The organism is Photorhabdus hainanensis (genome assembly GCF_018448965.1).
Lineage (GTDB): Bacteria > Pseudomonadota > Gammaproteobacteria > Enterobacterales > Enterobacteriaceae > Photorhabdus > Photorhabdus akhurstii.
In genome coordinates this window covers 23,499-43,329 of record NZ_RCWD01000027.1, presented here as the reverse complement: position 1 = coordinate 43,329, position 19,831 = coordinate 23,499, and the positions used below count along the sequence as shown (strand labels likewise).

Annotated in this window: 7 protein-coding genes; 4 read left to right on the top strand and 3 right to left on the bottom strand. The window is 44.1% G+C overall.

The genetic code is table 11. From position 1 onward, the window contains the following. Positions 1-22: 22 nt before the first annotated feature. Positions 23-2,833 (top strand): RHS repeat protein, encoded by a 2,811-nt coding sequence (locus tag EAE92_RS16210; RefSeq protein ID WP_214068840.1) that lies wholly within the window; start codon positions 23-25, stop codon positions 2,831-2,833. A 225-nt stretch (positions 2,834-3,058) separates the two neighbouring features. Here the strand turns inward: EAE92_RS16210 and EAE92_RS16205 are convergent, their stop codons facing one another. Beyond that, the gene (locus tag EAE92_RS16205) at positions 3,059-3,970 is read right to left on the bottom strand and encodes a LysR family transcriptional regulator (protein WP_281422784.1); all 912 of its coding nucleotides are present in this window, start codon (positions 3,968-3,970) and stop codon (positions 3,059-3,061) included. A gap of 723 nt (positions 3,971-4,693) precedes the next feature. Here EAE92_RS16205 and EAE92_RS16200 point away from each other — a divergent pair. The 3 genes from EAE92_RS16200 to EAE92_RS16190 all read left to right on the top strand — a co-directional run bounded on the left by EAE92_RS16200 (position 4,694) and on the right by EAE92_RS16190 (position 17,378). Then, positions 4,694-12,283, top strand: a complete 7,590-nt coding sequence (locus EAE92_RS16200) for a Tc toxin subunit A-related protein (protein ID WP_214068824.1) — start codon at positions 4,694-4,696, stop codon at positions 12,281-12,283. 52 nt (positions 12,284-12,335) lie between these two features. Beyond that, a complete protein-coding gene (locus tag EAE92_RS16195) occupies positions 12,336-16,766 on the top strand; it encodes a SpvB/TcaC N-terminal domain-containing protein (protein WP_214068823.1) in 4,431 nt (1,476 codons plus the stop codon). 234 nt (positions 16,767-17,000) lie between these two features. Continuing rightward, positions 17,001-17,378 (top strand): VOC family protein, encoded by a 378-nt coding sequence (locus EAE92_RS16190; protein WP_214068822.1) that lies wholly within the window; start codon positions 17,001-17,003, stop codon positions 17,376-17,378. Between the two features lie 817 nt (positions 17,379-18,195). On the opposite strand, the gene EAE92_RS16185 is transcribed toward EAE92_RS16190, so the two are convergent. Further along, entirely contained in the window at positions 18,196-18,945 is a 750-nt protein-coding gene (locus EAE92_RS16185; RefSeq protein WP_214068821.1) for a hypothetical protein, read from the bottom strand. 101 nt (positions 18,946-19,046) lie between these two features. Continuing rightward, positions 19,047-19,793: a hypothetical protein gene (locus EAE92_RS16180; RefSeq protein WP_246545249.1), complete on the bottom strand. Its 747-nt coding sequence runs from the start codon at positions 19,791-19,793 to the stop codon at positions 19,047-19,049. Between the last annotated feature and the right edge of the window lie 38 nt (positions 19,794-19,831).

Here is a 19,831-nt window from a genome sequence, read left to right as displayed (position 1 = left end):
ATAACAAAGGAAGTAAATAATGATGAAAAACATTGACCCAAAACTTTATCACCATACGCCTACCGTCAGTGTTCACGATAACCGTGGACTAGCTATCCGTAATATTAGTTTTCACCGCACTACCGCAGAAGCAAATACCGATACCCGTATTACCCGCTATCAATATAATGTCGGTGGATATTTGAACCAAAGCATTGATCCTCGCCTGAATGACGCCAAACAGACTAACAACGCTGTACAACCGAATTTTATCTGGCGACATAATTTGACCGGCAATATCCTGCGAACAGAGAGCGTCGATGCCGGCCGAACGATTACCCTCAACGATATTGAAGGTCGCCCGATGTTGACCATCAATGCAACCGGCGTCCGCCAAAACCATCGCTACGAAGATAACACCCTGCCCGGTCGCCTGCTCGCTATCACCGAACAAGGGCAGGCAGAAGAGAAAACGACCGAGCGTCTCATATGGGCCGGCAATACGCAGCAAGAAAAAGACCACAACCTTGCCGGTCAGTGCGTCCGCCATTACGATACCGCAGGACTCACTCAACTCAACAGCCTTGCCCTGACCGGCGCCGTTCTATCACAATCTCAACAACTGCTTACCGATAACCAGGATGCCGACTGGACAGGTGAAGACCAGAGCCTCTGGCAACAAAAACTGAGTAGTGATGTCTATATCACCCAAAGTAACACTGATGCCACCGGGGCTTTACTGACCCAGACCGATGCCAAAGGCAACATTCAGCGGCTGGCCTATGATGTGGCCGGGCAGCTAAAAGGGAGTTGGTTAACACTCAAAGGTCAGGCGGAACAGGTGATTATCAAATCGCTAACCTACTCCGCCGCCGGGCAAAAATTACGTGAAGAGCACGGTAACGGGATTGTCACTGAATACAGCTACGAACCGGAAACCCAACGGCTTATCGGCATTACCACTCGCCGTCCATCAGACGCCAAGGTGTTGCAAGACCTACGCTATCAATATGACCCAGTAGGCAATGTCATTAGTATCCGTAATGATGCGGAAGCCACCCGCTTTTGGCGCAATCAGAAAGTAGCCCCGGAGAATAGCTATACCTACGATTCCCTGTATCAGCTTATCAGCGCCACCGGGCGCGAGATGGCCAATATCGGTCAGCAAAGCAACCAACTTCCCACCCCCGCGCTACCTTCTGATAACAACACCTACACCAACTATACTCGCACTTATACTTATGACCGTGGCGGCAATTTGACGAAAATTCAGCATAGTTCACCGGCCACGCAAAATAACCACACGACGGATATAACGGTTTCAAATCGCAGCAACCGCGCGGTACTCAGCACATTGACCACAGATCCAACTCAAGTCGATGCCTTATTTGACGCGGGAGGCCATCAAACCAGCTTGCTATCCGGTCAAGCTTTAATATGGACACCGCGAGGCGAATTGAAACAAGCCAACAGTGCCGCAGGAAATGAATGGTATCGCTACGATAGTAACGGCATACGCCAGCTAAAAGTGAATGAACAACAAAATATCCCGCAGCAACAAAGGGTAACTTATCTACCGGGGCTGGAACTACGTACAACCCAGAACAACGCCACAACAACAGAAGAGTTACACGTTGTCACCCTCGGTAAAGCTGGTCGCGCACAGGTCCGAGTATTGCATTGGGAGAGCGGTAAACCAACAGATATTAATAACAATCAGCTTCGTTACAGCTACGATAATCTTATTGGCTCCAGCCAACTTGAATTAGATAGCGACGGACAAATTATCAATGAAGAAGAATATTATCCATTTGGCGGTACAGCGCTGTGGGCGGCAAGGAATCAAACCGAAGCCAGCTATAAAACCATTCATTATTCAGGTAAAGAGCGGGATGCTACCGGGCTGTATTATTACGGCTACCGTTATTACCAACCGTGGGCGGGCAGATGGTTAAGCGCGGACCCGGCAGGAACCGTTGATGGGCTGAATTTATATCGCATGGTAAGAAATAATCCGGTGACGCAATTTGATGTTCAGGGATTAGCACCGGCCAACAGAACAGAAGAAGCGATAATAAAACAGGGTTCCTTTACAGGAATGGAAGAAGCGGTTTATAAAAAAATGGCAAAACCTCAAACTTTCAGACGTCAAAGGGCTATTGCTGCCCAAACAGAGCAAGAATCCCATGAATTATTGACGAGCAAACCCGATGTCAATACCAGCCTAATTAAAGATTACACCACGGATAGCTCGCAAATTAATACCGCGATAAGGGAAAACCATATTACTACGGCAGTACAAAACTTAGATTCCACATTATCTGCCCTGCAAGATAGACAAACGCGTGTAACTTATCGGGTGATGACCTATGTGGATAATTCCACTCCCTCACCCTGGCATTCCCCACAGGAAGGAAATAGCATCAACGTTGGTGATATTGTTTCAGATAATGCTTATCTATCAACATCGGCCCATCGTGGTTTTATGAGTTTTACTCACCCAAAAGAAAACAGTGAAACTCGATACGTCAAAATGGCATTTTTAACGAATGCAGGTGTCAATGTGGCAGCAAAATCTAGATATAATAACGAAAGTGGGGAGCAAGTATTTAAAATGGATTTAGATGATTCGAGGAAAGGCTTCGTTGAAAAATTGAAAATAAGAGCCAGTGGACCAGAAGCGGGGCAAGCGGAAATACTATTCCCCAGAGAAACACCGTTCGAAGTTGTTTCAATGAAACATCAAGGCAGAGATACCTATGTATTATTGCAAGATATTAACCAATCCGCAGCCATTCATAGAAATGTACGTAACACTTACACCGGTAATTTCAAATCATCCAGTGCAAATTAAATTGGGAAAATAGTGATTAATTAATATAACAACAAACAATCCCCTGAGTTTTTATTCAGGGGATTTAACAACCCACCATCTTTAAGTATTTAACCTCGAACCATGAGAAGAAATTTATTTCATCACTTTCTCATTTCTCCCGTTGCATTAAATACCATTAACATTTCACTAATTCAGGCCCATCATTTAATTAACCTAATAATAAATAACTATTCAAGATAACCTTCAAACAATCAAATCGGAAACCAATAAATTCAATGGCTCTTTATATTTACGTCTGAGAGTATAAGCACAATATCTCACTGACGGCGTTGGACACGATTTAAAATTCAAAAAGGTAATCCCTTGATGAAGGTGAGCGGAACAGAGCATTTCGTTCGGTGTCATTAAACTTATCGCCACCCCCGATCTCACTAAATCCAACCGATGAGTAAAATCAGGGACAGTTAGCAAAGTTAAATTCTGGTACTCAGGTAGATAATTCAGCGAAATAAAACTGTCACATTGTTTAAAGAAAGCACTATTATGTTGAGCTAAAGGCAGTGTATATATAATATCATCAGCATGACTATCCGCTGCTAAAATATCATTCGCGATAGCAAGACGCAGAATCTGATAAGCTCCGTCTATTCTGATAATATCATCGTTATCAGGATAATGCTCAGTGGTTACATAGATGGTTATCTCGCCTTTCATTAAAGCAGAAAATATTGTCTCTTTTCTTGCCGAATCATCAATAATGAAATGATTTTTTATGTAAATATCGCGATAATGATAACGTTGAACCGCTCTTTTTATCACTTCCGGGATTTTATTAATATATTCTCCACTGGTCCCAATAACCAGTTTTCCCGCAGTTGCTAATTGCTCGCTTCTACGATAATGCCAATTATCCTCAACTCGTTGAATTCTCTCATAACACGGCAATAGCTCCTGATATAAGGCCATCCCTTCCTCAGTCAATTTGGTTCTTCCCGGCAATCTTTCAAACAGTTGACAGCCCACACGTTGTTCCAGTTGATATATGATCCTACTTAGGGGGGAAGGAGTAATACAAAGCGTATCCGCTGCTAAAGTGAATGACTCTTTTTTCGCCGATTCCATAAAATACTTCAAGTGCTTTGAACAAAATAGCATCATATATCCTTCTATTCTAATTAATTGTTCCATCCAAAATAGAATGGAATATTAACAATGAAACATTACAGCAACTTTTCTTCTTTGCATTATTTAACATTGAAGTGTGTATTAACTGAGATTGAGTTTTATCATCTTTATTCTTAGCAGTTATCAAACATTTTTTATTATTGTTGCCAAATAAACGTAATTCACCCTTAAATCACAATAATAATTCTAAATAAATGTCACATGTTATTATTAAGAAAAAACAGGCAATATTAACCATTTAATTAAATATTTCAATTGGTTGACAAAGCATTCATAATGTTCAATATAAAATAATCACAGGTTTAACATCAAGTAAATTATACAATCTATATTCACCATCACTGAACTTTACCCTGCTCTCACAGTTCATTATGTGAACAACAAAGCGCCATTTCCATTCAACGCTTATTAGAAAGTCAGTTGCAAATTTTGCAGCTGCTTTTTTTGCAACAGCTATTTAAACAAAACAATGAGATAGTGATTCTCTGAGAGATCAAGATTAGGTTTATCTGTTACTCGCAAACTATTTCTATATGTACTATTTCTATACGTACCTTAGCGATTTCTCAAAACCTATCCTTGATTATCCCTTCTTCCGATGGAACGGAATCACTCTCTTATTGATCCATGACGTAAAAGCAACAAGGCTGTTTCATTTACTTTATGATTTAAAAGGAATAAAAAGGAATAAATATGAACGAGTCTGTAAAAGAGATACCTGATGTATTAAAAAGCCAGTGTGGTTTTAATTGTCTGACAGATATTAGCCACAGCTCTTTTAATGAATTTCGCCAGCAAGTATCTGAGCACCTCTCCTGGTCCGAAACACACGACTTATATCATGATGCACAACAGGCCCAAAAGGATAATCGCCTGTATGAGGCGCGTATTCTCAAACGCGCCAATCCCCAATTACAAAATGCGGTGCATCTTGCCATTCTCGCTCCCAATGCTGAACTGATAGGCTATAACAATCAATTTAGCGGTAGAGCCAGTCAATATGTCGCGCCGGGTACCGTTTCTTCCATGTTCTCCCCCGCCGCTTATTTGACTGAACTTTATCGTGAAGCACGCAACTTACACGCCAGCGACGCCGTTTATTATCTGGATACCCGCCGCCCAGATCTCAAATCAATGGCGCTCAGTCAGCAAAATATGGATACAGAATTATCCACCCTCTCTTTGTCTAATGAGCTGTTATTGGAAAATATTAAAACTGAATCTAAACTAGAAAATTATACTAAAGTGATGGAAATGCTCTCCACTTTCCGTCCTTCCGGCGCGACCCCTTATCACGACGCTTATGAAAATGTGCGTAAAGTTATTCAGCTACAAGATCCCGGGCTTGAGCAACTCAATGCATCACCGGCAATTGCCGGGCTGATGCATCAAGCTTCCCTACTGGGTATTAACGCTTCAATCTCGCCTGAATTGTTTAATATTCTGACAGAGGAGATTACCGAAGGTAACGCAGAGGAACTTTATAAGAAAAACTTCGGTAATATCGAACCGGCCTCACTGGCCATGCCGGAATACCTTAAACGTTATTACAATTTAAGTGATGAAGAACTTAGCCAGTTTATTGGTAAAGCCAGCAATTTCGGTCAACAGGAATATAGTAATAACCAACTTATTATTCCGGTAGTCAACAGCAGTGATGGCACGGTTAAGGTATATCGGATCACTCGGGAATATATGATAAATCCCTATCAGCTAAATGAAGTTAGCTTATTCCCCCTAGGTGGTGAGAATTACAAATTAAACTATAATTTTAAAACATCTAAAGATGATGCTATTTACCTGAAGATTGAATTAAAAGACGGTAAAGAACTTGCTAAAATAGATATAACTCCCCAAATAAACACCGAATACACAATTGGTATAACGTTAACGCCAACTGATATTAATCAACCTTTTGAAATCGGTCTACAACGAGTATCTAAGGGAGGAGGCTATCATTATGCTACCGCAAAATTTACCGTTGAAGAGTATAACCAATACTCTTTTTTGCTAAAACTCAATAAAGCGATTCGTCTATCCCGTGCGACAGAATTGTCACCTACTATTCTGGAAGGCATTGTACGCAGTGTTAATCCACAACTGGATATCAACACAGAAGTATTAGGTAAAGTTTTTCTGACTAAATATTATATGCAGCGTTATGCTATTAATGCTGAAACTGCCCTGATACTATGCAACGCGCCTATTTCACAACGTTCATACGATAATCAACCTAGCCAATTTGATCGCCTGTTTAACACGCCATTACTGAACGGCCAATATTTTTCTACCGGCGATGAAGAGATTGATTTAAATTCAGGCAGCACCGGTGATTGGCGCAAAACTGTACTTAAGCGTGCATTTAATATCGATGATGTCTCGCTCTTCCGCCTGCTTAAAATTACCGACCATGATAATAAAGATGGAAAAATTAAAAATAACCTAAAGAATCTTTCCAATTTATATATTGGTAAATTACTGGCAGATATTCATCAATTAACCATTGATGAACTGGATTTATTACTGATTGCCGTAGGTGAAGGAAAAACTAATTTATCCGCTATCAGTGATAAGCAATTGGCTACCCTGCTCAGAAAACTCAATACTATTACCGGCTGGTTAGATACACAGAAGTGGAGCGTGTTCCAGTTATTTGTCATGACCTCCACCAGCTATAACAAAACGCTAACGCCTGAAATTAAGAATTTGCTGGATACCGTCTACCACGGTTTACAAGGTTTTGATAAAGACAAAGCAGATTTGCTCCATGTCATGGCGCCCTATATTGCGGCCACCTTGCAATTATCATCGGAAAATGTCGCCCATTCAGTGCTGCTTTGGGCAGATAAGCTACAGCCCGGCGACGGCGCAATGACAGCGGAAAAATTCTGGGACTGGTTGAATACTAAGTATACGCCGGATTCATCGGAAGCCGTAGAAACGCAGGAACATATCGTTCAGTATTGTCAGGCTTTGGCACAATTGGAAATGGTTTACCATTCCACCGGCATCAACGAAAACGCCTTCCGTCTGTTTGTGACAAAATCAGAGATGTTTGGCGCTCCAACTGGAGCAGCGCCTGCGCATGATGCACTTTCACTGATCATGCTGACGCGTTTTGCGGATTGGGTGAACGCACTAGGTGAAAAAGCCTCCTCGGTGTTAGCGGCATTTGAAGCTAACACGTTAACGGCAGAACAACTGGCAGATGCCATGAATCTCGATGCTAATTTGCTGTTGCAAGCCAGTACTCAAGCACAAAACCATCAACATCTTCCCCCAGTGACTCCAGAAAATGCGTTTTCCTATTGGACATCTATCGATACTATCCTGCAATGGGTTAATGTCGCACGGCAATTGAATGTCGCCCCACAGGGCGTTTCCGCTTTGGTCGGGCTGGATTATATCCAATCAATGAAAGAGACACCGACCTATGCCCAGTGGGAAAACGCGGCAGGCGTATTAACCGCCGGGTTGAATTCACAACAGGCCGATACATTACACGCTTTTCTGGATGAATCTCGCAGTGCCGCGTTAAGCACCTACTATATCCGTCAAGTCGCCAAGGCAGCGGCGGCTATTAAAAGCCGTGATGACTTGTATCAGTATTTACTGATTGATAATCAGGTTTCCGCTGCAATAAAAACCACCCGGATCGCCGAAGCCATTGCCAGTATTCAACTGTACGTCAACCGGGCATTGGAAAATGTGGAAGAAAATGCCAATTCGGGGGTTATCAGCCGCCAATTCTTTATCGACTGGGACAAATACAATAAACGCTACAGCACTTGGGCGGGTGTTTCTCAATTAGTTTACTACCCGGAAAACTATATTGATCCGACCATGCGTATCGGACAAACCAAAATGATGGACGCATTACTGCAATCCGTCAGCCAAAGCCAGTTAAACGCCGATACCGTCGAAGACGCCTTTATGTCTTATCTGACATCGTTTGAACAGGTGGCTAATCTTAAAGTTGTTAGCGCATATCACGATAATATTAACAACGATCAAGGATTGACCTATTTTATCGGACTCAGTGAAACTGACGCCGGTGAATATTATTGGCGCAGTGTCGATCACAGTAAATTCAGCAACGGTAAATTCGCCGCTAATGCCTGGAGCGAGTGGCACAAAATTGATTGTCCAATTAACCCTTATAAAAGCACTATTCGTCCAGTGATATATAAATCCCGCCTGTATCTGCTCTGGTTGGAACAAAAGGAGATCACCAAACAGACAGGAAATAGCAAAGATGGCTATCAAACCGAGACGGATTATCGTTATGAACTGAAATTGGCGCATATCCGCTATGATGGCACTTGGAATACGCCAATCACCTTTGATGTCAATGAAAAAATATCCAGGCTAGCACTGGCAAAAAATAGAGCGCCCGGACTCTATTGTGCCGGTTATCAAGGTGAAGATACGTTGCTGGTGATGTTTTATAACCAGCAAGACACACTCGATAGTTATAAAAACGCTTCAATGCAAGGGCTATATATCTTTTCCGATATGGCATCCAAAGATATGACCCCAGAACAGAGCAATGTTTATCGGGATAATAGCTATCAACAATTTGATACCAATAATGTCAGAAGAGTGAATAACCGCTATGCCGAAAATTATGAAATCCCTTCATCGGTAAATAGCAATAACAGTTATGGCAGAGGAGAATATAACCTCAGTATGGTGCATGGTGGAGATATTCCCATTATCCGTTACCAAGCATCATCAAGTGATTTAAAAATCCATATTTCACCTAAGCTAAGAATTACCCATGAAGGAGCTGATGAGCGAACACGTCATCAGTGTGACCTGATAAAAAAATATGGCAAATTGGGTGATAAGTTTATTATCTACACCAATCTGAGTGTCAATACACAATGGACATCAAATAAAAAGTTAATATACCCGGTTTATCAATATAGTGGAAACGCTACTAATAATAGAGAAAGTAGATTACTGTTTTATCGGGATAACCAAATTGGTAAAGTAAGTGTCTTTCTTCCTAATTGGGGGAAAAGCCTATATTCAGAAGTTACCAATAGTAATAACGGCTATATTATAGATACTTCTAATCAAGAGCCTTTATTTAAGCAATATCTCTATATGGAGGATACAAATAATGGACTCCGTATTATTGCTACTGATGTCTATAACGCAGAAGAAATCAAAACTGCAATTCCTGCTGCAAAAGTTAAGGTAATTGTGAAGGCTGGTAGCAAAGAGTACGAGCTTACCGCAGATAAAGATGTTTCTATTCAGCCATCACCTAACTTTGACGAAATGTATTATCAATTTAATACCCTTGAAATAGACGGTTCTGGTCTGAACTTTATTAACAATTCAGCCAGTATTGATGTCACCTTTACCGCATTTGCGGAAGATGGACGCAAACTGGGTTATGAAAGTTTCAGTATTCCTGTTACCCGCAAGGTAAGTACCGATAATGCCCTGACCCTGCACCATAATGAAAATGGTGCGCAATATATGCAATGGCAAGCCTATCGTACTCGCCTGAATACTCTATTTGCCCGTCAATTGATTGCACGAGCTACTACCGGAATTGATACGATTCTGAGCATGGAAACTCAGAATATCCAAGAGCCTGTTTTATGGAATGATAATTTTACTGCAACATTACCAATATACGACTCAAGTCTTCACGGTAGCAGCAAAAATATCACAATTATGTTAGGAAACAGTGAAAAACAACCTGATCAAGAAAATGTCATTTATCAGGGTGAACTAACAGATAAAAATCAATTAATTAATCTCTCTGAAACTTATATATCTGTAAAAGAGCGTAGTAACAATACAAAACCGGTAGATAATAAGGGGAGAGATAGCTGGATTTATTTATTTGTAAAATATTCTGCTAATCCAATAAAAATTGGCGAGTTTTGGTTTAAGAATGGTACGAATTTTCAGGGTTATTATCCCAAAGGTAATGAAAAAAACCGTGATCCTATTTTTATAGAAAATCAAAAAACTGAACCAATGGATTTCAGCGGCGCGAACAGCCTCTATTTCTGGGAACTGTTCTACTATACCCCGATGCTGGTTGCTCAACGTTTGCTGCATGAACAAAACTTTGATGAAGCCAACCGCTGGCTGAAATATGTCTGGAGTCCATCCGGTTATATTGTCCACGGCCAGATTCAGAACTACCAGTGGAACGTCCGCCCGTTACTGGAAGACACCAGTTGGAACAGTAATCCTTTGGATTCTGTCGATCCTGACGCAGTAGCACAACACGATCCAATGCACTACAAAGTTTCAACTTTTATGCGTACCTTGGATCTATTGATAGCACGCGGCGATCATGCTTATCGCCAACTGGAGCGAGATACACTTAACGAAGCGAAGATGTGGTATATGCAAGCGCTGCATCTATTAGGCGACAAACCTTATCTACCGCTGAGTACGACATGGAGTGATCCACGGTTGGACAGAGCCGCAGATATGACTACCCAAAATGCTCACGCCAGCGCAATAGTCGCTCTGCGGCAGAATATACCTACACCGGCGCCTTTATCATTGCGCAGCGCCAATACCCTGACTGATCTCTTCCTGCCGCAAATCAATGAAGTGATGATGAATTACTGGCAGACATTAGCTCAGAGAGTATACAACCTGCGTCATAACCTCTCTATCGACGGTCAGCCGTTATATCTGCCAATCTATGCCACACCGGCCGATCCGAAAGCGTTACTCAGCGCCGCCGTCGCCACTTCTCAAGCTGGAGGAAAACTGCCGGAATCATTTATGTCCCTGTGGCGTTTCCCGCACATGCTGGAAAATGCGCGCGGCATGGTCAGCCAGCTCACCCAGTTCGGCTCCACGTTACAAAATATTATCGAACGTCAGGATGCGGAAGCGCTCAATGCGTTATTACAAAATCAAGCCGCCGAGCTGATATTGACTAACCTGAGCATTCAGGACAAAACCATTGAAGAATTGGATGCCGAGAAAACGGTGTTGGAAAAATCCAAAGCGGGAGCACAATCGCGCTTTGATAGCTACGGCAAACTGTACGATGAGAATATCAACGCCGGTGAAAACCAAGCCATGACGCTACGAGCGTCCGCCGCCGGGCTTACCACGGCGGTTCAGGCATCCCGTCTGGCCGGCGCGGCGGCTGATCTGGTGCCTAACATCTTCGGCTTTGCCGGTGGCGGCAGCCGTTGGGGGGCTATCGCTGAGGCGACAGGTTATGTGATGGAGTTCTCCGCGAATGTTATGAACACCGAAGCGGATAAAATTAGCCAATCGGAAACCTACCGTCGTCGCCGTCAAGAGTGGGAGATCCAGCGTAATAATGCCGAAGCGGAGCTGAAACAACTCGACGCCCAACTTAAATCGTTGGCAGTACGCCGTGAAGCCGCCGTATTGCAGAAAACTAGTCTGAAAACCCAACAAGAACAGACCCAATCTCAATTGGCTTTCCTGCAACGTAAGTTCAGCAATCAGGCGTTGTACAACTGGCTGCGTGGTCGACTGGCGGCGATTTACTTCCAGTTCTACGATTTGGCCGTCGCGCGTTGCCTGATGGCAGAACAAGCTTACCGTTGGGAACTCAATGATGATTCCGCCCGCTTCATTAAACCGGGCGCATGGCAGGGAACCTATGCCGGTCTGCTTGCAGGTGAAACCTTGATGCTAAGTCTGGCGCAAATGGAAGACGCTCATCTGAAACGCGATAAACGCGCATTAGAGGTTGAACGCACAGTGTCGCTGGCCGAAGTTTATGCGGGATTACCAAAAGATAACGGTCCATTCTCTCTGACTCAGGAAATTGACAAGCTGGTGAGTAAAGGTTCAGGCAGTGTCGGCAATGGTAGTAACAATTTGGCGTTCGGCGCCGGCACGGACACTAAAACCTCTTTGCAAGCATCAGTTTCATTAGCTGATTTGAAAATTCGTGAGGATTACCCAGCATCGCTTGGCAAAATTCGACGTATCAAACAGATCAGCGTCACCCTGCCCGCGCTACTGGGACCCTATCAGGATGTGCAGGCAATATTGTCTTACGGCGATAAAGCCGGATTAGCTAACGGCTGTGAAGCGCTGACAGTTTCTCACGGCATGAATGACAGCGGCCAATTCCAACTCGATTTCAACGATGGCAAATTCCTGCCATTCGAAGGCATCGCCATTGATCAAGGCACGCTGACACTGAGCTTCCCAAATGCATCCATGCCGGATAAAGGTAAACAAGCCACTATGTTAAAAACCCTGAACGATATCATTTTGCATATTCGCTACACCATTAAATAACCGTCCCAACGTACTAAAACAGGCTCCGAACCGGGGCCTGTAAGGAGTTTTTATGCAGAATTCACAAACATTCAGTGTTACCGAGCTGTCATTACCCAAGGGCGGCGGCGCCATTACCGGCATGGGTGAAACATTAACACCAGCCGGGCCGGATGGTATGGCCGCCCTATCCCTGCCATTACCCATTTCCGCCGGGCGTGGTTACGCACCCTCGCTCACTCTGAATTACAACAGTGGAACCGGTAACAGCCCATTTGGTCTCGGTTGGGACTGCGGCGTCATGGCAATTCGTCGTCGCACCAGTACCGGCGTGCCGAATTACGATGAAACCGATACTTTTCTGGGGCCGGAAGGTGAAGTGTTGGTCGTAGCATTAAATGAGGCAGGTCAAGCTGATATCCGCAGTGAATCCTCATTGCAAGGCATCAATTTAGGAACAACTTTCACTGTTACCGGTTATCGCTCCCGCTTGGAAAGCCACTTTAGCCGGTTGGAATACTGGCAACCCCAAACAACCGGCGCAACCGATTTCTGGCTGATATACAGCCCCGACGGACAGGTCCATTTACTGGGCAAAAATCCTCAGGCGCGTATCAGTAATCCACTCAATGTTAACCAAACAGCGCAATGGCTGTTGGAAGCTTCGGTATCATCCCACGGCGAACAGATTTATTATCAATATCGCGCCGAAGATGAAGCAGGTTGCGAAACCGACGAGCTAGCAGCCCACCCCAGCGCAACCGTCCAGCGCTACCTGCAAACGGTACATTACGGGAACCTGACCGCCAGCGACGTTTTTCCTGCGCTAAACGGAGATGACCCACTTAAATCTGGCTGGTTGTTCTGTTTAGTATTTGACTACGGTGAACGCAAAAACAGCTTATCTGAAATGCCGCTGTTTAAAGCCACAGGCAATTGGCTTTGCCGAAAAGACCGTTTTTCCCGTTATGAATACGGTTTTGAATTGCGTACTCGCCGCTTATGCCGCCAAATACTGATGTTTCACCGTCTACAAACCCTGTCTGGTCAGGCAAAGGGGGATGATGAACCTGCGCTAGTGTCGCGTCTGATACTGGATTATGACGAAAACGCGATGGTCAGTACGCTCGTTTCTGTCCGCCGGGTAGGCCATGAGGACAACAACACCGTCACCGCGCTGCCGCCACTGGAACTGGCCTATCAGCCTTTTGAGCCGGAACAAACCGCACTCTGGCAATCAATGGATGTACTGGCAAATTTCAACACCATTCAGCGCTGGCAACTACTTGACCTAAAAGGAGAAGGCGTGCCCGGCATCCTCTATCAGGATAAAAATGGCTGGTGGTATCGATCCGCCCAACGTCAAGCCGGGGAAGAGATGAACGCAGTCACTTGGGGGAAAATGCAACTCCTTCCCATCACACCGGCTGTGCAGGATAACGCCTCACTGATGGATATTAACGGTGACGGACAACTGGACTGGGTGATTACCGGGCCGGGGCTAAGGGGCTACTACAGTCAGCACCCGGATGGTAGCTGGACACATTTTACGCCACTCAACGCTTTGCCGGTGGAATATACCCATCCACGCGCGCAACTGGCGGATTTAATGGGGGCCGGACTGTCCGATTTAGTGCTAATTGGTCCCAAAAGTGTGCGCTTATATGCGAATAACCGTGATGGTTTTACCGAAGGGCGGGATGTGGTGCAATCCGGTGATATCACTCTGCCTTTACCGGGCGCTGATGCCCGTAAGTTAGTGGCGTTTAGTGACGTATTGGGTTCAGGCCAAGCACATCTGGTTGAAGTGAGCGCGACTCAAGTCACCTGCTGGCCGAATCTGGGACATGGCCGTTTTGGTCAGCCAATCGCATTGCCGGGATTCAGCCAATCTGCCGCCAGTTTTAATCCTGACCGAGTTCATCTGGCCGATCTGGATGGTAGCGGCCCTGCCGATTTGATTTATGTTCATGCTGACCGTCTGGATATTTTCAGAAATGAAAGTGGCAACGGTTTTGCAGAACCATTCACACTCCACTTTCCTGACGGCCTGCGTTTTGATGACACCTGCCAGTTGCAAGTAGCCGATGTACAAGGGTTAGGCGTTGTCAGCCTGATCCTAAGCGTACCGCATATGGCGCCACATCATTGGCGCTGCGATCTGACCAACGCGAAACCGTGGTTACTCAGTGAAATGAACAACAATATGGGGGCCAATCACACCTTGCATTACCGTAGCTCTGTCCAGTTCTGGCTGGATGAAAAAGCTGCGGCATTGGCTACCGGACAAACACCGGTCTGTTACCTGCCCTTCCCGGTCCATACCCTTTGGCAAACAGCAACCGAGGATGAAATCAGCGGCAATAAATTAGTGACCACTTTACGTTACGCCCACGGCGCCTGGGATGGACGTGAGCGGGAATTTCGTGGCTTTGGTTATGTTGAGCAGACAGACAGCCATCAACTCGCTCAAGGCAATGCGCCGGAACGTACACCGCCGGCACTTGCCAAAAGCTGGTATGCCACCGGATTACCTGCGGTAGATAATGCGTTATCCGCCGGGTATTGGCGTGGCGATAAGCAAGCTTTCGCCGGTTTTACGCCACGTTTTACTCTCTGGAAAGAGGGCAAAGATGTTCCACTGACACCGGAAGATGACCATAATCTATACTGGTTAAACCGGGCGCTAAAAGGTCAGCCACTGCGTAGTGAACTCTACGGGCTGGATGGCGGCGCACAGCAGCAGATCCCCTATACAGTGACTGAATCCCGTCCACAGGTGCGCCAATTACAAGATGGCGCCACCGTTTCCCCGGCGCTCTGGGCCTCAGTCGTGGAAAGCCGTAGCTATCACTATGAACGTATTATCAGTGATCCCCAGTGCAATCAGGATATCACGCTGTCCAGCGACCTATTCGGGCAACCACTGAAACAGGTTTCCGTGCAATATCCCCGCCGCAATCAACCAACAACCAATCCGTATCCCGATACCCTACCGGATACGCTGTTTGCCAGCAGTTATGACGATCAACAACAGCTATTGCGATTAACCTGCCGACAATCCAGTTGGCGCCATCTTATTGGTAATGAACTCAGAGTGTTGGGATTACCGGATGGCACACGCAGTGACGCCTTTACTTACGACGCCAAACAGGTGCCTGTTGATGGCTTAAATCTGGAAGCCCTGAGTGCTGAAAATAGCCTGATTGCCGATGATAAACCACGCGAATACCTCAATCAGCAACGAACGTTCTATACCGACGGGAAAAACCAAACACCACTGAAAATGCCGACACGACAAGCGTTAATCGCCTTTACCGAAACGGCGGTATTAACGGAATCTCTGTTATCCGCATTTGATGGCGGTATTACGCCAGACGAATTACCGGGAATTCTGACACAGGCCGGATACCAACAACAGCCTTACCTGTTTCCTCGCACCGGCGAAAACAACGTCTGGGTAGCGCGTCAAGGCTATACCGATTACGGGACGGAAGCACAATTTTGGCGTCCTGTCGCACAACGTAACACCCTGTTAACCGGGAAAATGACGCTAAAATGGGATACTCACTATTGTGTCATCACCCAAACCCAAGATGCTGCCGGCTTCACCGTCTCAGCCAATTATGACTGGCGTTTTCTCACACCAACGCAACTGACTGACATCAACGATAATGTGCATCTCATCACCTTGGATGCTCTGGGACGCCTTGTCACGCAACGTTTCTGGGGAATCGAAAGCGGTATGGCAACAGGTTACTCTTCACCAGAAGAAAAACCATTCTCTCCACCAAACGATATCAATACCGCTATTAATCTAACCGGACCACTGCCTGTCGCGCAGTGTCTGGTCTATGCACCGGACAGTTGGATGCCACTATTCAGTCAGGAAACCTTCAACACATTAACGCAGGAAGAGCAGAAGACACTGCGTGATTCGCGGATTATCACGGAAGATTGGCGTATTTGCGCACTAGCTCGCCGCTGTTGGGTACAAAGTCAAAAGATCAGTACACCATTAGTTAAACTGTTAACCAACAGCATTGGTTTACCTCCCCATAACCTTACGCTGACCACAGACCGTTACGACCGCGATTCTGAGCAGCAAATTCGCCAACAAGTCGCATTCAGTGATGGTTTTGGCCGTCTGCTACAAGCGTCTGTACGACATGAGGCAGGCGAAGCCTGGCAACGTAACCAAGACGGTTCTCTGGTGACAAAAATGGCGGATACTAAAACGCGTTGGGCGGTCACGGGACGCACCGAATATGATAATAAAGGGCAGACGATACGCACTTATCAGCCCTATTTCCTCAACGACTGGCGATATGTCAGTGATGACAGCGCCAGAAAAGAAGCCTATGCGGATACTCATATCTACGATCCGATTGGGCGGGAAATCCGGGTTATTACTGCAAAAGGCTGGCTGCGCCAAAGCCAATATTTCCCGTGGTTTACCGTGAGTGAGGATGAGAATGATACGGCCGCTGATGCGCTGGTGTAATTGAATCAATATTCGCTCGTTTAATGTTAACGAGCGGATATAAATGAATTTAATCTGGCACAGCCAGAACAAAGTTCAATTGCGACATTTATGACACTTGACCAAAGCACTTTATCATTTTCAAGGATGTGTTAAAGTGGGTTAGAAAATACGAGATCATTCCTATATCTTTGTTTATCAGAATACTTGGTTATAAATTCTGACGTTTTAGATCCCTCAAGAAGGAGACGTAATATGCTAACTAACATTCTTACTGATAATTTAATAAGTACACGGAATTTATTTGTCAACCTCTTGAATTTTAATATTGAATACGAATCTAACTGGTTTATTTCAATGTCTTCTAAAAAACATGGACAAGTTTCCGCTTTTTTAAGAACGAGTGAGTTTATTCCAGAAATATATCAGAATTCTTGCCAGGGAATTATTATCACTTGTATTGTAGAAGATGTTGAGCCTTATTATTTGAAAGCACAGAAACTTGGATTCAATATCGTTGAACCACCACGTGATTTGCCCTATGGCCAACGCCGCCTTCTGATTAAAGATGAAAGTGGCGCTTTGCTGGATATATCAGCACCAACTACGTTACTTGATCCCAGTTATAGATAATCCGGTCAATATTATTCTGAAATATTAATAAAAAATGGTATTATCTATGAAAACATTTAGTCAATATAGAATAGGACAAACTTTAATGACGGATTGGTTTTCAAAGCTAGTAGATAAATATCGCACACGCATTGCATCAGTTTCTAAAACAAAATAATTTACCTATGATCAGTTTTGGCTGTCTAGCTTCTCCTCTTCGAGAATCTAGACTTGAACATCATGATATTTGTATTTTGCAAGCCGATAATAATGACATTTTTTCCCAAACGCGAATTCTTTTACCCTGACTTTATATTCCAATGCATCAGCTATTATTAAATTCATACTGTCTCTCTAAAACCAAAATCTAAACAATGTCCTTGATGAATCGGTATAGGTGCCATAATTGACCTAACCCAGTCCGATTAGGTTGACGTTCTCTTTTTGACGATTGCCAGATCACTCAAATCGGATTAAGTTCCTTCAAGTAAGTCATTATAAGTTGTTACCTTAAAAGACGACATATTGGAATCCAGACGATATCTGAAACAATCTTTTGAGATATACATAACAGACACATACGATTTTGTGTCTTTCGGTGCTATGCCTTCCACCGTAATCAACTGTTTCTTTTCGTCAGGCGAAAAAGGAAAAAGCCTGTCAAAAAAGGTGTCGCCAAACACCCAGTAAATAAAATAGAGAAATAATAAGGACAGCGTTATCTTCAATATTTTCATACGGACAGTTCCTGTTTATCACAGTAATGCTGTAAGGCCAGTATTCCTTATTCTTCCTACTGGCCCACGGTCAATGGTTTTTACTGGAAACTCTGTTAGCACTACTTTATTTTCCAGTAGTCTATCGTTTGGCGATTAAGGTCGATTCGTCCATCAGGATATTCAACCCATTCCTTCCCCTTAGTTATAGTAATTTTTGGCATTTTAGTTTCATCCAGTTTGGGCTTGAAGGTGATTTTCCATTCCTCTCCTGGAATTAATTTCAGTCTAAACGGAAACGAATTTACCTTGCCTTGTAAGGAAATGCTGTTTGGATATCCCTCAACCACGTTCAAAACAGGGTAAATAACCGGGCTGAAATTTATCGTATTCAATGCACGAGTCTCAGAGGCTTCAGAATAATTTGTTCGTGCGGCGTCGTTGATAAAGGCGGTTAATCCTGTTCCCGAAGAGAGTTCGGCATCTTTCACCAGATGGCTAACATCGGTATACCCCACCGCCACAAAAGCTCGATTGATTTTCCATTTACACCATCCTCCACCATTGAAAGGTAATTTTGCCTGAAAGTAACCAGTTTGTGGATCTGACTTCACATCCAGACGTAATTTATAATAAGTCGGCACTTGATAAGGCGACATACCTGCATCAAGCTGATATCTAAGACAGTCTTTTGAGATATATTGCGCGGACACATACGGTTTTGTGTATTTCGGCACGACACCCTCCACCGTAATCAACTGTTTCTTCCCGTCAGGCGAAAAAGGAAAAAGCCGGTCAAAAAAGGTGTCGCCAAACGCCCAGTAAATAAAATAGAGAAATAATAAGGACAGCGTTATCTTCAATATTTTCATACGGACAGTTCCTGTTTATCACAGTAATTCTGTAAGGCCAGTATTCCTTATTCTTCCTACTGGCCCACGGTCAATGGTTTTTACTGGAAACTCTGTTAGCACTACTTTATTTTCCAGTAATCAATAGAATCTCTGTCTAAATCAACTCTGCCATCAGGATATTCAACTCTTGAAGGTTCTTTACCTGGTGGAATAATAATTTTAGGCATTTTGGTTTCATCTAACTTAGGTTTATAGGTAATTTTCCATTCCGCTCTTGGAGTTAATTTCAACCGAAAAGGATACGTATCCACCACGCCCTGCAAGAAAATTCTATTTGGGCGCCCATCAACTATCTTTAATACAGGGTAAATAACCGGGCTGAAATCTATAGTATTCAATGCTGCAATTTCGCTAATATTTGTTTGAGCCGCGTCGTTGATAAATGCAGTTAATCCTGTTCCCTCGTACGGAACAGCATCTTTTACCAAATGACTGACATCGGTATAACTTACTGATACAAAGGCTCTATCAATCTTCCATTTACACCAACCTCCACCACTAAAAGGCAATTTTGCCTGAAAGTAACCAGTTTTCGCATCAGCTTTTACATCCAAACCTAGGCTATGATAAGTCGGTACTTTAAAAGGCGACATACCTGCATCAAATTGGTATTTTAAGCAATCTTTTGACTTATATATAGCTGCTACATATGGCTCAGTGTACTTCGGAGCCACTCCTTCTACCGTAATCAACTGCCCTTTTCCGGCAGATGAAAAGGGAAGCAGCCAGTTAAAAAAGGCGTCGCCAAACGCCCAGTAAATAAAATAGAGAAATAATAAGGACAGCGTTATTTTCAATATTTTCATACTGATAATTCCTTCTTATCACAGTAATGCTGTAAGGC

Excerpts from the sequence above, each read along its gene's own strand:
- EAE92_RS16210 (WP_214068840.1), top strand. The coding sequence starts at position 23 with ATGAAAAACATTGACCCAAAACTTTATCACCATACGCCTACCGTCAGT.
- EAE92_RS16205 (WP_281422784.1), bottom strand. The coding sequence starts at position 3,970 with ATGCTATTTTGTTCAAAGCACTTGAAGTATTTTATGGAATCGGCGAAA.
- EAE92_RS16200 (WP_214068824.1), top strand. The coding sequence starts at position 4,694 with ATGAACGAGTCTGTAAAAGAGATACCTGATGTATTAAAAAGCCAGTGT.
- EAE92_RS16195 (WP_214068823.1), top strand. The coding sequence starts at position 12,336 with ATGCAGAATTCACAAACATTCAGTGTTACCGAGCTGTCATTACCCAAG.
- EAE92_RS16190 (WP_214068822.1), top strand. The coding sequence starts at position 17,001 with ATGCTAACTAACATTCTTACTGATAATTTAATAAGTACACGGAATTTA.
- EAE92_RS16185 (WP_214068821.1), bottom strand. The coding sequence starts at position 18,945 with ATGAAAATATTGAAGATAACGCTGTCCTTATTATTTCTCTATTTTATT.
- EAE92_RS16180 (WP_246545249.1), bottom strand. The coding sequence starts at position 19,793 with ATGAAAATATTGAAAATAACGCTGTCCTTATTATTTCTCTATTTTATT.